This is a genomic window from Paenibacillus sp. R14(2021) (assembly GCF_019431355.1).
Taxonomy (GTDB): Bacteria; Bacillota; Bacilli; order Paenibacillales; family Paenibacillaceae; genus Paenibacillus_Z.
The window spans coordinates 4,538,417-4,553,088 of the sequence record NZ_CP080269.1 but is presented as its reverse complement, the minus strand read 5'-3'; the positions used below and the strand labels follow the sequence as shown (position 1 = coordinate 4,553,088).

The window sequence follows — 14,672 nt, the reverse complement described above, 5'->3', positions numbered from 1 at the left end:
ATAAAGATCTTCTGATTTTTCATGTCCACACCGCCTTGCTTCTGAATATAGTAAGGGCGGCTATTGCCGCCCTCCTTGGGTTTTCATGACCGATGATTATTTCTTCAGGTTTGCTTTCTGTTCATCCCAATACTTCGACCAGCTCGCGAGCGTGTCATCGATATTGGCTTTGCCGAGAATCAGCGCTTGGCCGGATTCCATCTCGACTTGTCCCCATTGTCCAGTACCTGGGTAATCAAACGGCGGTTTGAAGTTCAGGAATTTGTCAGGAGCATTGGTCATGTCGAGCAGCGTTTTGTAAGGACCTGTTTTGAAGAAATCATCCTCAGCAGCCGATGTGTGGATCGGAATCAAGCCGTATGCTTTAGAGAATTCCGTATTCTCTGCCGGACTCGACAGGAAGGAGATCAATTTCCAAGCTTCGTCTTTATGCTTGGAGTTTGCCGTTATGCCCCAGCCTGCTCCGCCAGCCGCAAGAAGCGCTTTGCCAGAAGGACCTGCTTGAAGCGGTGCTGTTGCCCATGTTCCTGCTTCCATTTTCTCCGACAGGGATTGGATGACGTCCGGATCTTGAAGCAGCATGCCCGTTACGCCTGAAGTAAAGGCTTGCACCTGCTCTTGGAAGCCCCAGCTGATGGAGTCTTTAGGAGAAGCGTCTTTGTACAGTTTAAGGTACAATTCAATAGCAGATTTTGCTTCAGGCGTCGAGAAGATGCTCTTGCCGTCTTTCGTGAACATGGAGTCATTCAGATCTACATTATCGCCGTTGTAGGCAAGAACCATTGCATCTGTCGTTCCGTTCGAGCCTGCGCCGCCGCGGAACGAGAAGCCGTAACGGTTTTTCGCTGGATCTGTCAATTTTTTAGCTGTATCGTAAAGCTCTTCCCACGTTGTCGGCGGGTTCAGACCTTTCTCTTTGAACCAGTCTGCACGGTAGAACAATTGGCGCTCGTACAAGCCGTTAGGAACGAAATAAAGCTTGCCGCCTGTAGAACCGAGCGATTTCGAGATTGCGCTTACAGTAGAGAAATCGGACCAGCTTGCCGCATACGTATCAAGCGGTTCAATAAAGCCGTTATTCACGAGTTCAGCTACAGTCAAATCGCGGACTTCGACAACATCAAGGTCTTCATTAGCACCAAGCATCGTTCTGATCTTGTTGTCCGCTTGGTCAAACGGGGGTGAAATCAACTCTACCTTGATGTTCGGGTTTGCAGTTTGAAACTTGTCAATGGAAGCTTGCAGCAACTGTGTTCTCTTCGGACTCGTCAAGCTTTCGATCATTCGAAGCGTAACGGGTTCGTCCTTGCTGCCGCCGTTATTGCCGCCGCCATTGTTCGATGTTGTCTCGGTATTACTACTTCCGCAGCCCGCCAAAAGTCCGGCAGACAAAGCTCCAACTAGCAATAAAGCTGAGTATTTCTTATGCCTTGTCATATCGTTCTTCCCCCCATCTAAATGTACCCTACAAAATGTATCATACAGTCATCCTGTCTGATAGGTTGATTATATTGAAAGCAGGAATCGCTGTCAATATAAAACATATCTTATTTGGCACTTTTTAAGATGCCCTCGATGCAGTCCATCATTTTGTAGAATTCGGCCATGGCGTTATCCGTATCATGCGATTTGATGGCGTCGAACATCGTGATGTGGAACGGATATGTCTCATCGAACAGCTGCTTGTTGCCGAGCGGATCATTGAAAAACTTCTCATACAGCCCCGAGATGGAATCAAGTACCGTCTCCAAAATCGGATTGTTGGCTGCCTTAATGACATGCCGATGAAAGGCAAGATCGATCTGCGACGTATCTTTGCCGCTTTCCTTCCGCCTGTGGTATTCTGCCAAGCAAACTTCGATTTCAGCGATTTGCTTGTCCGTTATCCGCTTGGAAGCAAGGAAAACGGATTGCCCTTCCAGCGCTCTTCGAACCTCAAGCGTATGTAGCAGGAAGTTGCGCTCCCGCTCTATTTTGACTTTGCCCATGAATCGGAAGGTATTCATATCCAAGACGAAGATCCCTTTGCCGTTCTCGACCCGGATGATATCCATGGCTTCCAGATACCGAAGCGCTTCGCGGAGCGACGAGCGGCCAACCCCGAACATTTTGGTCAATTCCTCGACAGAAGGAAGCTTGTCGCCTTCAGACAGTTCTTTCTCCTGGATATAATTTTGAATTTCTTGCGAGACTTGTTCATGCACAAGAATTTTTTGGATTTTACCCATGGCTCATTTCCCTCCTCCTTACCTTGCAACCTATCTGACAGGCTAATAGTAATGGACGAACCAACGAAAGTCAATAAAACCTACCGCATGATGTCAGAAATTCACAATCCAGGAGGCTATCCTATGCAGCTGAAGCCCCCTCGACTGGCGTTAGCGCAGCGGATGCACCCGTACACTGACGCTTTTGCCGCTCATTTGAATACCTGTTTCCTTACTGCCCCGGTCCGCGAGCTCCTTCAGCAGCCGCTCCAGCAGCTCCTTGGCCTGCGGTCCTTCCTTGCCCTGCATACGAACCGTAAGATCCACGGCATTGCCGGAATCCAGCAGCTTCTCCACCTGCCGCAGCTTGGTGTCGTAATCATGCTCCTCGATTTGCGGGGTCAGGCGGATTTCCTTTACCTTCTGCGGCTGTTCCTTTCGCTTCGCTTCCTGCTTCTGCGCATGCATGCCTTGCTTCGCAGCTCCGCGGCTGATCAGCCTGCACGGCGGCGGACTGCTCATCAGCGAGACGCACACGAGATCCACGTTATGCTGCTTGGCCAGCGCAAGAGCCTCGTTACGCGATACGATGCCGAGATCCTCTCCGTCAATGCCGGTTAACTGCACCTCGGATGCTCGAATTTGCTCATTCACGATCATATCGATTCCCGTCCTCCTGTCGAATAGTCTAGCGGGACCGTACCTGCAGCCCGCATGCTGTTGCTTCTATCTTGCCTATTTCCCTTCGCCTTCAGAACTTCGAAAAAAATCACCCATGAACCGGGTGATTTGCTGCTAATGATTGGGACGCTCTTGGATGATTTGAACCGCTTTCGTAATTTCCCGCAAAATATCGGACTGCTGCTGCGGATTGAGATAGTACGCTTTAATATAAGCTTCGCCTTCTTGACTGGAGGTATAGTGCGGCGGCAGATGATTCAGCGTGAGGAGGAGAATATCCAGCGTGCACTTATCGCAGGCACAGCTCAGGATTCGCGTCTGCACATAATGCTCCTCCAGCATGTCGCGCACTATCGGCTCCATCACGTTCAGGAAATTTAGCTCATGCGAATACTTCATTTGCACACTCCCATGCAGGTATCTTTTTCTCCTATTATACGGTCTGCGAAGCAAAAGCGCAGCACATGCTTTCGTTGTCTGTTCTGTTACTACGCTTCTGCGTCTGCGACTATCAAGCCGGAGGTTCCCATCAGCAGGGTACCTAATGCGCCTTCTGAAGATAGCGCATGATCTCTATCGGCTTCCATGCGAGATAATCCGGCTCGCCCTGCCGCAGCAGCTCAGCTGAATCATAGCCCCAGGCGACCGATATAATGCGGATGTTCGACTTTCGGCAGGCTTCGATATCCCTAAGTTCATCTCCCACGTAACAGGCGTGCTCCGGGGATATCCGATGTTTCCTGAGAAACGCGTTGATAGCCCTATGCTTCCCGAACAGGTTGCTTGCCGTCGTCACATGCGCGTATTCATTCATATCATTCCGATTCAGAAAGGCTTCGATATTGCTCGTCGTGTTGGACGAAATCACGCTCAACTCGTAACCGTTTTCTTTTAATTGAAGCACTAACTCTCTCATGCCGGGGTTGGCCTTCAGGGATTCGATCTTCTCTTGATACCTGCTCTTGGCCTGTTTAGCCAGCAGCGGCACGCGGTACAGCGGCACGCCCAGAGCATGGCATCGCTCGGGAATCGACAGCTTGCTTAAGCCGTTCACTTCCTCAGCCGCAATGATTTTATAGTTATGCGTGACAGCCAGCTCATTATACAGGTCAATCATTAATCCTCTGGAATCGACAATCGTGCCGTCGAAATCGAAGATCATGTGCTTAATCGGCGAATTACTGTTCAAGCGCACTGCTCCTCTGCCTATATTTAGAATAGTATGGAACTCACCGTTCAGCAACAAGATTGTATTTGGATACTTGCAGCAGATGAGTCGGCCAGAAAATGTCGGATTCTGCAACCATTCATCCTGACCTTTCGTCTATTCGTGTAGAATCGCATAGATTCATCTGGAGCATCCTTTAATCAACGGTTTGATGCCTAATTATACCACTCGGGATGATTAATATTTCGTATAACGTTTCTCGGATTCATGCTCGCGGTCATTGCGCTGGACGGCGCGTTTCACGCACAAAAAAACCAACCTCTGAAGGTTGGTTTTTTTGTGCCTATCTATATTTGAGCTGTTTACCGCTGAATCGGTTCGATTTGATAAACGCCGGCTTCACCGGGACGCTCTTCGCGGACCCTCCAGCCAAAGGATAGGACGGACTCCAGACGCTCCTTCTCCGCAGGAGAAAGCGTTGCGATCACGGATTCTTGGCCCTCATCGAGCACGAGCTCCGGCTCCTGTACATACGTGACGTTGATCCAAGAGCGGATGCCTCGAACCGTACTGTATTTGATGGAATAGCCTTCTTTAACCGCAGCTTCGAACGTATCCGGATGCGCAGCGGCGAAATCGGCCAGCGCCTCATAATCGAATTGATAGATGCTCTCGTCGACCGGCAGCTCGCGCTCCCGAACCTTGCGCAGCAGCTCCTCGTCGGATCCGCTCCGTTTCCGCAGCCCCTCCAGCATAAGCGCATCCCATTGGGACAGCTTTACCGCATGGTTTGTTTCCATTGCCTCTTCCTTCCTTTCTCTTCGTTATTCGTAGTCGGCGACGAAATGCCCCGGACTCACTTCCCGAAGCTGGCCGCCCGTCCCGTTATCCGGCGCACGATACGTGTAGGTGAGCGAACGCTGTTCCCTGGCCGCAATGGGATCCGGGATCGGAATCGAGGACAGCAGCGCCTTCGTATACGGATGCAGCGGATTCTCGTACAATTCATCACTGTCCGCCACCTCCACGAGACGGCCGCCGTACATAACGCCGATTCGGTCCGAGATATGCCGCACCATCGACAGGTCATGGGCAATGAACAGGTACGTCAGGCCGAATTCGTCCTGCAAGTCCTCCAGCATATTAATGACCTGCGCCTGCACGGATACGTCCAGCGCGGAGATCGGCTCGTCGCATACGACGAAATCCGGCCGCACGGATAAGGCCCTGGCGATGGAAATCCGCTGCCGCTGGCCGCCGCTGAATTCATGCGGGTACCGGGTCAGATGCTCCCGCTTTAGCCCCACCTTCTCCAGCAGCTCGCCTACCTTCTCCCTGCGCTCGTCTTCCCGCTTGAACACCCCGTGGATGTTCATCGGCTCGCCGATCAGATCCAGCACGCTCATACCCGGATTCAGCGAGGAATACGGGTCTTGGAAAATGGTCTGAATACGTCGCCGGAACGGCTTCAGCTGCTTATCCCCGAGCTTCGACAAGTTCTGCCCGTCGAAATACACTTCGCCGTCCGTATAATCATACAGCCGGATCAGGCAGCGTCCGACCGTCGACTTGCCGCTGCCGGATTCGCCTACAAGTCCAAACGTTTCGCCGCGGCGAATCTGGAAGCTGACGCCGTCGACCGCCTTCAGCACATCTTTGCTTCGACCCCAAATATCCGTGCCTTTGGAGAAATGCTTCTTCAAATTCCGCACATCCACGAGAATTTCACTCTTGCTCATGTGACCGCGCCTCCTTCCGTTAACGCCTGCCGGAGCGTTTCCTTGCCGCCTTCCAGCAGCCAGCACAAGGATCGATGATGATCGCCCTGCTCAATCAGCGGCGGAAGCGTCTTGCACTTCTCGAACGCGTAGGGGCAGCGTTCCATGAACGGACAGCCGCTCGGCGGATCGATGAGATCCGGAGGCGTTCCTTCGATGGGAACAAGCCGCTCCCGATTCTCGCCGCCGTGCTTCGGCAGAGACCGAAGCAGACCTTCCGTGTAAGGATGGCCGGTCCGGTAGAAGATATCCTCCACGGTGCCTTCTTCCATGAGCATGCCGCCGTACATCACGACGACGCGCGTGCAAACCTTCGCGACGACGCCAAGATCGTGCGTAATCAGTACGATCGCGGTGCCTGATTGCTGCTTCAGGCTCTGAAGCAGATCCAGCAGCTGCGCTTGAATCGTGACATCGAGCGCCGTTGTCGGCTCGTCCGCTATGAGGAGCTCCGGGCTGCAGGAGAGCGCCATGGCGATCATGACGCGCTGGCGCATCCCGCCGCTGAATTCATGCGGGTATTGCTTCAATCGCCGCTCCGGTTCCGGGATGCCGACTTTGCGCAGCATCTCGGCCGCTTCCCGCAGCGACTCATCTTTACCTAATCCCCGGTGCCTGCGGATAACTTCCGCCAGCTGAAATCCAATCGTCTTGACGGGATTGAGCGACGTCATGGGATCCTGGAACACCATCGCGATCCGGTTGCCCCGGATTTTGCGCCATCGCTTCTGCGGCAGGCGGTTCAGCGACTCGCCGCGGAAGCTGATCTTGCCGCCGAGCACCTCGCCCGGCGGAGGAATCAGATCCATAATCGCCTTGGCCGTCACGCTCTTGCCGCTTCCCGACTCTCCGACAATGCCTACGGTTTCGCCGGCATCCACATGAAAGCTGACACCGCGAACCGCTTGATTTTCCCCGCTCCGGGTATGGAAAGACACCTTTAATTGCTCGACCGTCAGCAGCCGTTCTGTCATAACCTCTTCACTCCTTTGCTCCTTCGGTCGCCGTGCATGCTATCGCTTGCCCAGCTTAGGCTCGAATCCGACCCGCAGGATGTCCCCCAGCACATTGAAGCTGAACACCGTCAAGAAAATAAGCAGGCCTGGGAATATCGCCAAATACGGCGACTGAATCATATACCCCTGCGCTCCGTTCAGCATACTGCCCCACGTCGCGTTCGGCGCCTGAACCCCGAAGCCCAGGAAGCTGAGCGAGGATTCCATCATGATTGCCGACGCGATATTATTCGTCGCACTGACAATAATGACGGATACCAGGTTCGGCAGGATATGTTTGATAATGATACCGAATGCGCCTTGACCGGAGGCTTTGGCGTAGAGCACGTATTCGCGCTCTTTCAGTGCAAGCGTCTCCGCGCGGACAATCCGGGAAATATTCATCCACATCAATAACGAAATAATAACGATCAAATTGCCAACACTCGGCTTCAAATACACGCTGAGCAGCAGCAAGACAAGGAAAGAAGGAATCGACATGATGATTTCAACCAGCCGCATCAGCAGGCTGTCGATCAGTCCGCCGAAATAACCGCTGATGATGCCGACCGTCACGCCGATGCTCGTAGACAGCACCATCACGGCAAACCCGACCATCAGCGAAACACGCCCGCCGAATAACGCGCGTGTGAGGTAATCCCGCCCGTAATCGTCCGTACCGAACCAATGACCCGCTCCGGGAGGCATCAGCTTCTCCATCACGTTCATCTCATTCGGGTCCTTGGACGACAAGAATGCAAGTGCAGCGGCCAAAGCGAACACAACGAGCATCAGAATCGCAAGGATTCCCAGCTTGTTCGCCAGCAGTTCTCTGCCGACATTGCGCCATTTACTCCGATTCATGTACTCACCTCGTTATTTTGATTCTTGGATCGGCAATGCCGTACAGGATGTCCGCAAGCAAATTGCCTACGATCAGCAAGATAGAAGCGAATAGCGTAATGCCCAAGATGATGGGGTAATCAAATCCTCGGACCGCTGTCACCCCAAGCGAACCGATACCGGGCCAAGAGAATACCGCCTCCGTCACAATCGCGCCTGTCACAAGATCACCTAGGGACATCCCAAGAAGCGTTATGACAGGAAGCAGGACATGCTTCATAACGTGGCGGAACAGAATCGTCCGCTTCGCTGAGCCGAAGGCATATTGAATTTGCACGTAATCTTCCTTCAGCTGGCTGATCGCACTGGAACGAATATACCGTACATACACGGAGAGGAAACTGATTGTCAGCACCGAGCACGGCAGGATTGCATGCTTGATCACGTCCAGCGCGCCCTTCTTGCCGATCGTATGCATGCCGAGGCTAGGAAGCCAGTGCAGTTTAATGGAACAGAAATAAATAAATAAGATCGACAGCCAGAACAGCGGAACCGAGATGCCGATGTAGGCCAATAAATTCACGAGCTTATCCACCCACCGGTTGCGGTTCGAGCCCGCCAGCAATCCAAGCGGAATGGATAAGAGAACGGCAAGCGCGATGGAAGCGCCCATCAAGCCGGCGGTTGCCGGCAGCCGTTCCACGATTTGCGGCATTACCGGCCTATGGTTAACGAGCGAATAACCCAAATTGCCGGTTAAGCTATCTTTCAGCCATATCCCGTATTGCACGTAACCGGGTTGATCGAGGCCAAGGTTGTGGCGGATGCGTTCGATGTCGTCCGCATGCATATTCGGCGTAACAAAAGACAGCACCGGGTCTCCCGGCGCCGCCTTGACGAGCGCGAAACAAACAAGCGAGATGAAAAATAGCATCGGTACGCTTTGCAATAATCTTCGGACAATTAGTTGTCTCATGTGTCTGCTCTCCTAGAACGCGATAGGACAAAAAAATAAGCTGGATGGACCCCAGCTTATTTTCCCGTGCATCCTTATTTCAAATAAAGTTTAGATGGATCTTCGAAGATGACGACAGGCTTCAGTACAGCTTCTTGCAAGCCGCCGTATTTCTTGTCGACAGCCACGATGGTTTTGGTGTATGCGATCGGGTAAACAGGTGCGTCTTCCGCTACAAGCTCTTGCAGCTTCTTGTAGATTTCGCCGCGTTTCGCAGCATCGCCTTCGCCTGCTCCTTGTTTGAACAGCTCATCTACAGCTTTATTGGAGTAGTGCGTATAGTTCGCATCTCCGCCTGTTGTGTAGAGGATGCTATAGGCATCCGGATCGTAACCCATGATGTAGCCTGCCGCTGCCAATTCGAAGTCGGCCGCTTTAGGATCCACGAACTTCGCACCGTAAGCCGAAGCATCAAGTGGTTTGATCTCGACGTCAACGCCGATGGCTTTCAGCTTTTGCTGCACGTATAGGGCAATGGCTTCTTGCGCTTTGTTCCCGCTCGACGTCATGAAACGAAGCTTCAAGCCGCTTACGCCTGCTGTTTTCAATAGTTCTTTCGCTTTCTCGGCATCGTTGTCGAAGCTCGCGACATCATTATCGAAGTAGATGTTGTCGGAAGCCAGAATCGATTTAGCAGGATCTGCGTAATCGCCGGACATATAGGCCGTTGCAATCAACTCGTCGCGGCTCAGCGCATACGACAACGCCTGGCGAACTTCTTTCTTGCCCATAACGCCTGTGTCACTGTTTTCATTGAAGAGCAGGTAAGACAAACGGCCTTCGCTGTAAGGCGTGATTTCGAAATTATTCGTCGCTTGAATTGTCGCTACGTCTTGAGGATCCAAGTATTTAATGTTGATCTCGCCGTTTTGGAGCGCCAGATTGGCTGCGTTCGTATCTTTGGCGATCCGGTAGGTGATGGAATCCAGATGCGGTTTACCCGCGAAATAATTGTCGAAGCGCTCGAGCGTCACGTACTCGCCCGTTTTGTATTCTTTGAACTTAAATGCGCCGGAGCCTACAGGCGTGCTGTTCTTCGGGCTCTTCTCGATATCCGCTTCGTTCTCGAAAATATGCTTCGGAATCGGCGTGACTTGAACGAGTGTAGCTTCGAAAGCAGGGCTCACTTGCGGAAGTTTGAATTCGACGGTCGTATCATCGACTTTGACCGCTTTGATCGGTTTGCCGCCAATGATGAAGTTAGCGCGCAGGAAGCTGTTTTGCTTCTCGTCAAGAATTTTGTCGATTGTGAACACGACGTCATCAGCTGTCAGCTTCTCGCCGTCATGCCAAGTCAGACCGCTTTTCAATTTCAATGTATACGTTAAGTTATCGGCAGAAGGCTCCAGGCTTTCCGCGAGATAAAAGGTTTTCTTGCCGTTATTAACTTGGAACAGCGGCGCGTACAGCGCCTGGTCGATCGTCAAGCTGACACGGTCGCCTGCATAGTTCGGATTCAGAAGAACCGGGTCCGCTCCAACGGCGATAATCAAGTTTCCCCCGTCTTTGGGTTGCTCGTCCGCAGCAGGTTGTGTATTATTGGTTGATGGGTTTTCGGACGGCGCCGCTCCGGAATTGTTATTGCCATTTCCTGAAGAACAGGCGCTGAGCAGCAGGGTCAATAGTATTGCTGCAGCAAACAAAGGTTTACGCATGATGTCTCTTCCTCTCTCGACTCTCTATCTTCTCTCTCAATCTCCTAGTATTGTATACTGGTTTACTCGGAATTGCAAACCGCGGCGAGATGACTTTTCTACCTTCCTTATCCGTCATACTTATCGTTCCGCTTTTGCAAATTATTATCACTCTCCGAATCTAAGAACTCTCCATTCTCCCGCACCAGTCTTCAACTATCTACTCACCTTCTGCCCGCCCCGCAGTTGGTTGTGACAGCAACGGTTCTTTCTCCAGCATAATCGGCGACTTCAGCGCCTTCTTACTTGTTAAGCCATGAGTCAAAGGAAGCGGCTTGCCCCGTGGAAGAGACGAATTTTCTGTCATAATCCTTTTTCATTAAAGCATCTTTAAAATATAGTTTATTTTGATCTATTTGAATCTGACCTTGAGTACCGCCTTTTATAAAGAATGTATCTGCTTGATCATCAGTTTGTTTCCCTAAGAATAGTAGATAAGATTGGCCAGGAGATAAAACATCATCGCTTCCAACAACTCCGAGTTGAAATACTTTGATTACTTCTGGAGCTATTCCTTTTCTGTGTTTATTGACATTAATTGTTGATTGAACAGCAGAATCGCTATATTGAATCTGCGAAGTGACTTGACCATAGACAATTAGGTCCGCATTCTTTTTCAAGTCATCAATTGTCGTAACACCATCGGAATAATCTGCATCAACGTTTACGACTCTGCTTGAATTATTATTTACTGAAGGAGTTATTGCTACAGTAGGGCTTGTTTGATATGTGGCTTCTGCATCTGATGTATTTTTATTTGGATTTAGTTGTAGAACACCATATGCACCGCAAATTATAGCAGTAACTATTGTAATAGAAAGAACTTTTTTCATTTAATAGCACCTCATATTTTTTAAACAAACTATTAATTGCGTTTCTTAATAAACGTTATCATGTGGTTGATATCTTTTGTTTACGGAGACTTTTCTAGAGTGAGAGATTATTCATACCGACCACAACTCGTTTCATTCCATCATCTCCCTTTGGTTATTTGCGGGGATTCCTGCGACGATCTCCTCCTTATGGATCGTTTCTGCCAAGTAGTCAGCCGGCTTCATCGAGCCGGTAAAGTTATTCATCTCATACTGTACAATTAATCACATAATTTTGGGCTAGAATGGTTATTCCTAACTGTAAGGTTGTGAAAAGAAGGCGGCATGAGGACATGCCACCGCCTCGTCAGTTTATGAATAGTCAATGGATTTATGGTGGATCAGCTCGACTCCATATTAAGAAAACGGCGGTTGGGATGATTTTGTTGAAGGTACCAACTCAGAAATCAACCGAAGAAGCTATCAGTAATGTAATTTCCAAACTTCAAGAGAGCTTTACTAAAATAAAAATCAAGCGAGTCAAGTTTAGATCTAGGCCTCTAACAAGGGAGGCCTGTTTTTATTCATATCTTAGCTATATCGGCCGCGGCAGCTTCAGCAAATCCTCATAAAGTTCGCTCCTCAACTCAGCGAAATTGTTGATGTCGCAGCCAGGCGCTTACTAATAGTTAGCAGCTTGATATATTTTTGCGACTGCTCCATAATATGAGTTACAAATCAAACGTTGCGGCTTCGCCCGCAAAACTTAGCTTATGCTTCCGATGTGTTTTGCTTTTCTTGCCGGGTTCCCGGCTGCGCGGCTTCGCCCGCAGAACTTAAGCTTATGCTTCCGATGTAGTTTTGCTTTTCTTGCCGGGTTCCCGGCTTCGCGGCTTCGCCCGCAAAACTTAAGCTTATGCTTCCGATGTAGTTTTGCTTTTCTTGCCGGGTTCCCGGCTGCGCGGCTTCGCCCGCAAAACTAAAGCTTATGCTTCCGATGTAGTTTTGTTTTTCTTGCCGGGTTCCCGGCTGCGCGGCTTCGCCCGCAAAACTAAAGCTTATGCTTCCGATGTAGTTTTGCTTTTCTTGCCGGGTTCCCGGCTGCGCGGCTTCGCCCGCAAAACTTGGCTTATGCTTCCGATGTAGTTTTGCTTTTCTTGCCGGCTTCCCGGCTTCGCGGCTTCGCCCGCAAAACTTAAGCTTATGCTTCCGATGTAGTTTTGCTATTCTTGCCGGGTTCCCGGCTGCGCGGCTTCGCCCGCAAAACTTTTAGGAGGTTTCTTATGTCGAATCGATCTGTTCCTATTTCCGTGTTGGACTTGGCTCCTGTCGTAGAAGGCTCGACGCCGGCGGCTGCTTTCCGTAATACGCTGGAGCTGGCACAGCTTGCCGAGCGCCTCGGTTATAACCGCTACTGGCTTGCGGAACATCACAATATGTCCGGCATCGCGAGCTCCGCTACATCTGTCGTCATCGGCTATGTGGCCGGAGGCACGAAGCGCATTCGTGTCGGCTCCGGCGGTATCATGCTGCCGAACCACGCGCCGCTTGTCATTGCCGAACAATTTGGTACGCTGGAATCCATGTACCCCGGCCGAATCGACCTCGGACTTGGTCGCGCGCCTGGCTCCGACCAATTGACAGCTCGCGCGCTGCGGCGCGATTTCGCGATGCATGGGCAGGATTTCCCGGAGCTGCTGGCTGAGCTTCGCGACTTCTTCCAGCCGGAAGAAGCCATCAAAACCGTTCGCGCCACGCCTGGAGAAGGCTTAAACGTACCGATCTGGCTGCTCGGCTCCAGTGGATTCAGCGCTAAGCTGGCTGGCGAGCTGGGGCTGCCATTCTCGTTCGCGAGCCATTTTGCCCCTGAATATCTCATGCCTGCCATCCACCTCTACCGCAGCAGCTTCCGTCCGTCCGAAGTACTGGATAAACCGTACGTCATGATCGGTATGAACATCGTCGGCGCCGAAACCGACGAGGAAGCCGCACGGCTGGCCACTTCTCAGCAGCTGCAATTTCTCAATCTGGTCCGCGGTCGTCCTGGCAAGCTTCAACCGCCGGTGGACAGCATGGAAGGCATCTGGCATCCGCATGAACGCGAAGCGCTGCAGTCCAAGCTCCAATTTTCAATTGCCGGGACCAAGGCCAAAATTGCCAGCCGCCTGCAAGAGATTCTTCAGGAGACAATGGCTGATGAGGTCATTGTCCACTCGCAAGTGTATGACCATCAGGCACGGCTCCACTCCTATGAGATTATCGCCGAAGCCGCAAACCTCAAGGCTTTCTCATCCTAAACAAAGAAGCACTCCTTTGCCAGCGCAGAGGGTGCTTCTTTGTTTCTATTCAGTGCGTCAATCGGTGCAGCCGATTACATGCGTCATCCACCCGATTACGCATGCCGCTACTGCAATGGAGGCAGCATCGCAGCGCATTGCACTAGGCTGTCTCGCGTCTCTTTCCGCTGCCTTTGCAGCTGCTCGGGCGACCATTTGGCTGGAATATGAGAAACCGCCAGCGATGCAAGATCCTTCTCAATGAGGAGCAGCATCCACAGCGAGAATACTGCGGAGAAGCGTGCATATTCCCCCTTAAACGCAGCCGGATCATAGACGATCCCCCGCACGGCCGACTCTTGTACGTAGAGATCGAGCATCCGTTCCCGGACCTTTGCATCCGCCGGCTTCGGAAATACGGGATGGGAGAGATCGAGCACATGATAGAGATCCCAATACGGACTGTTCAGATGAACATGCTCCCAATCGAGCACCTTGATTTCTCCGTTCACGAACGTATAATTGCCGAGATGAAGATCGCCGTGCGACTGCACGCGCTTCATCCAGCCCGGGGGCATGATATCCCCATCCGCAAGTACACGCTCCACCAGCTCTACGCCCGCCGGAAGGTCCGACAGGGCTCGCCGGAGCTCTTCTTTCCTCGCGTACACGTCACGAAGGAGGACATCGATCATCGGCTTCGGACCCAGCAGCGGTGCATCCAGCAGCGCTTCAACCGGTAGAGCATGCCATGCCGCCATATGCAAAATCAATTCCGACACAATCCGCTCGTCGAAGGCATGCGACAATGGCCCCAAATCTTCAAAAAGACACCAAGGCTCTATCGCTTCCAAGCTTTCTCCACTGTGCGAAACGGCAGAAGCACCTGTTTGGAGCTCGCCAGAGGCCGAATCTGGCTCCTCCACTTCACTCTCCGCGCCGCTGCCGTCCGAATGGGCCAGCAGCCTTGGATAGATCGACGGGAAATGCGGCAGCACGTTCGCGTACACCCAAGCCTCTTTCCCCAGCTGGCTGTCGTTGGTCAAGGGCTTATAGACGACACTGTCACCGGAAACGAGCAAGAACCGCTCTACGCGCTTCCCGTTCATGCCTGTATAGAGCGTCTCCCGCCGTACAATCCGCGTTTCATCCAATGATCCGTCCTGCTTCAACCACGCATTCATCGCCGATTCTCTCCCTTTA

The 14,672-nt window shown here is 51.7% G+C and carries 14 protein-coding genes; 1 reads left to right on the top strand and 13 read right to left on the bottom strand.

Annotated features, from left to right (window positions below):
* Window positions 1-96: 96 nt before the first annotated feature.
* From KXU80_RS21240 to KXU80_RS21185, 12 genes are all read right to left on the bottom strand, one after another.
* Window positions 97-1,437, bottom strand: coding sequence for an ABC transporter substrate-binding protein (locus KXU80_RS21240; RefSeq protein WP_219835134.1), 1,341 nt, complete (start codon window positions 1,435-1,437; stop codon window positions 97-99).
* Between the two features lie 110 nt (window positions 1,438-1,547).
* Window positions 1,548-2,228, bottom strand: a complete 681-nt coding sequence (locus KXU80_RS21235; protein WP_219835133.1) for a FadR/GntR family transcriptional regulator — start codon at window positions 2,226-2,228, stop codon at window positions 1,548-1,550.
* A 150-nt stretch (window positions 2,229-2,378) separates the two neighbouring features.
* Entirely contained in the window at window positions 2,379-2,867 is a 489-nt protein-coding gene (infC, locus tag KXU80_RS21230; protein ID WP_219835132.1) for a translation initiation factor IF-3, read from the bottom strand.
* A 135-nt stretch (window positions 2,868-3,002) separates the two neighbouring features.
* Window positions 3,003-3,287, bottom strand: coding sequence for a late competence development ComFB family protein (locus KXU80_RS21225; RefSeq protein WP_219835131.1), 285 nt, complete (start codon window positions 3,285-3,287; stop codon window positions 3,003-3,005).
* 142 nt (window positions 3,288-3,429) lie between these two features.
* Window positions 3,430-4,077, bottom strand: a complete 648-nt coding sequence (locus tag KXU80_RS21220; RefSeq protein ID WP_219835130.1) for an HAD-IA family hydrolase — start codon at window positions 4,075-4,077, stop codon at window positions 3,430-3,432.
* Window positions 4,078-4,418: 341 nt separating this feature from the next.
* Window positions 4,419-4,856, bottom strand: a complete 438-nt coding sequence (locus KXU80_RS21215) for a hypothetical protein (protein WP_219835129.1) — start codon at window positions 4,854-4,856, stop codon at window positions 4,419-4,421.
* A 24-nt stretch (window positions 4,857-4,880) separates the two neighbouring features.
* Window positions 4,881-5,795, bottom strand: coding sequence for an ABC transporter ATP-binding protein (locus KXU80_RS21210; protein ID WP_219835128.1), 915 nt, complete (start codon window positions 5,793-5,795; stop codon window positions 4,881-4,883).
* Window positions 5,792-6,808 (bottom strand): ABC transporter ATP-binding protein, encoded by a 1,017-nt coding sequence (locus KXU80_RS21205; protein ID WP_219835127.1) that lies wholly within the window; start codon window positions 6,806-6,808, stop codon window positions 5,792-5,794. The genes KXU80_RS21210 and KXU80_RS21205 overlap by 4 nt, the downstream gene beginning before the upstream one ends.
* 39 nt (window positions 6,809-6,847) lie before the next feature.
* Entirely contained in the window at window positions 6,848-7,693 is an 846-nt protein-coding gene (locus KXU80_RS21200) for an ABC transporter permease (RefSeq protein ID WP_219835126.1), read from the bottom strand.
* Between the two features lie 4 nt (window positions 7,694-7,697).
* The gene (locus KXU80_RS21195; RefSeq protein WP_219835125.1) at window positions 7,698-8,648 is read right to left on the bottom strand and encodes an ABC transporter permease; all 951 of its coding nucleotides are present in this window, start codon (window positions 8,646-8,648) and stop codon (window positions 7,698-7,700) included.
* 74 nt (window positions 8,649-8,722) lie between these two features.
* Window positions 8,723-10,342 (bottom strand): ABC transporter substrate-binding protein, encoded by a 1,620-nt coding sequence (locus KXU80_RS21190; protein ID WP_219835124.1) that lies wholly within the window; start codon window positions 10,340-10,342, stop codon window positions 8,723-8,725.
* A 281-nt stretch (window positions 10,343-10,623) separates the two neighbouring features.
* The gene (locus tag KXU80_RS21185) at window positions 10,624-11,214 is read right to left on the bottom strand and encodes a hypothetical protein (RefSeq protein WP_219835123.1); all 591 of its coding nucleotides are present in this window, start codon (window positions 11,212-11,214) and stop codon (window positions 10,624-10,626) included.
* A 1,262-nt stretch (window positions 11,215-12,476) separates the two neighbouring features.
* Here KXU80_RS21185 and KXU80_RS21180 point away from each other — a divergent pair.
* Window positions 12,477-13,490 (top strand): LLM class flavin-dependent oxidoreductase, encoded by a 1,014-nt coding sequence (locus KXU80_RS21180; RefSeq protein ID WP_219835122.1) that lies wholly within the window; start codon window positions 12,477-12,479, stop codon window positions 13,488-13,490.
* Window positions 13,491-13,597: 107 nt separating this feature from the next.
* Here KXU80_RS21180 and KXU80_RS21175 read toward each other — a convergent pair whose 3' ends face one another.
* Window positions 13,598-14,653 (bottom strand): phosphotransferase family protein, encoded by a 1,056-nt coding sequence (locus KXU80_RS21175; RefSeq protein ID WP_219835121.1) that lies wholly within the window; start codon window positions 14,651-14,653, stop codon window positions 13,598-13,600.
* Window positions 14,654-14,672 lie beyond the last annotated feature (19 nt).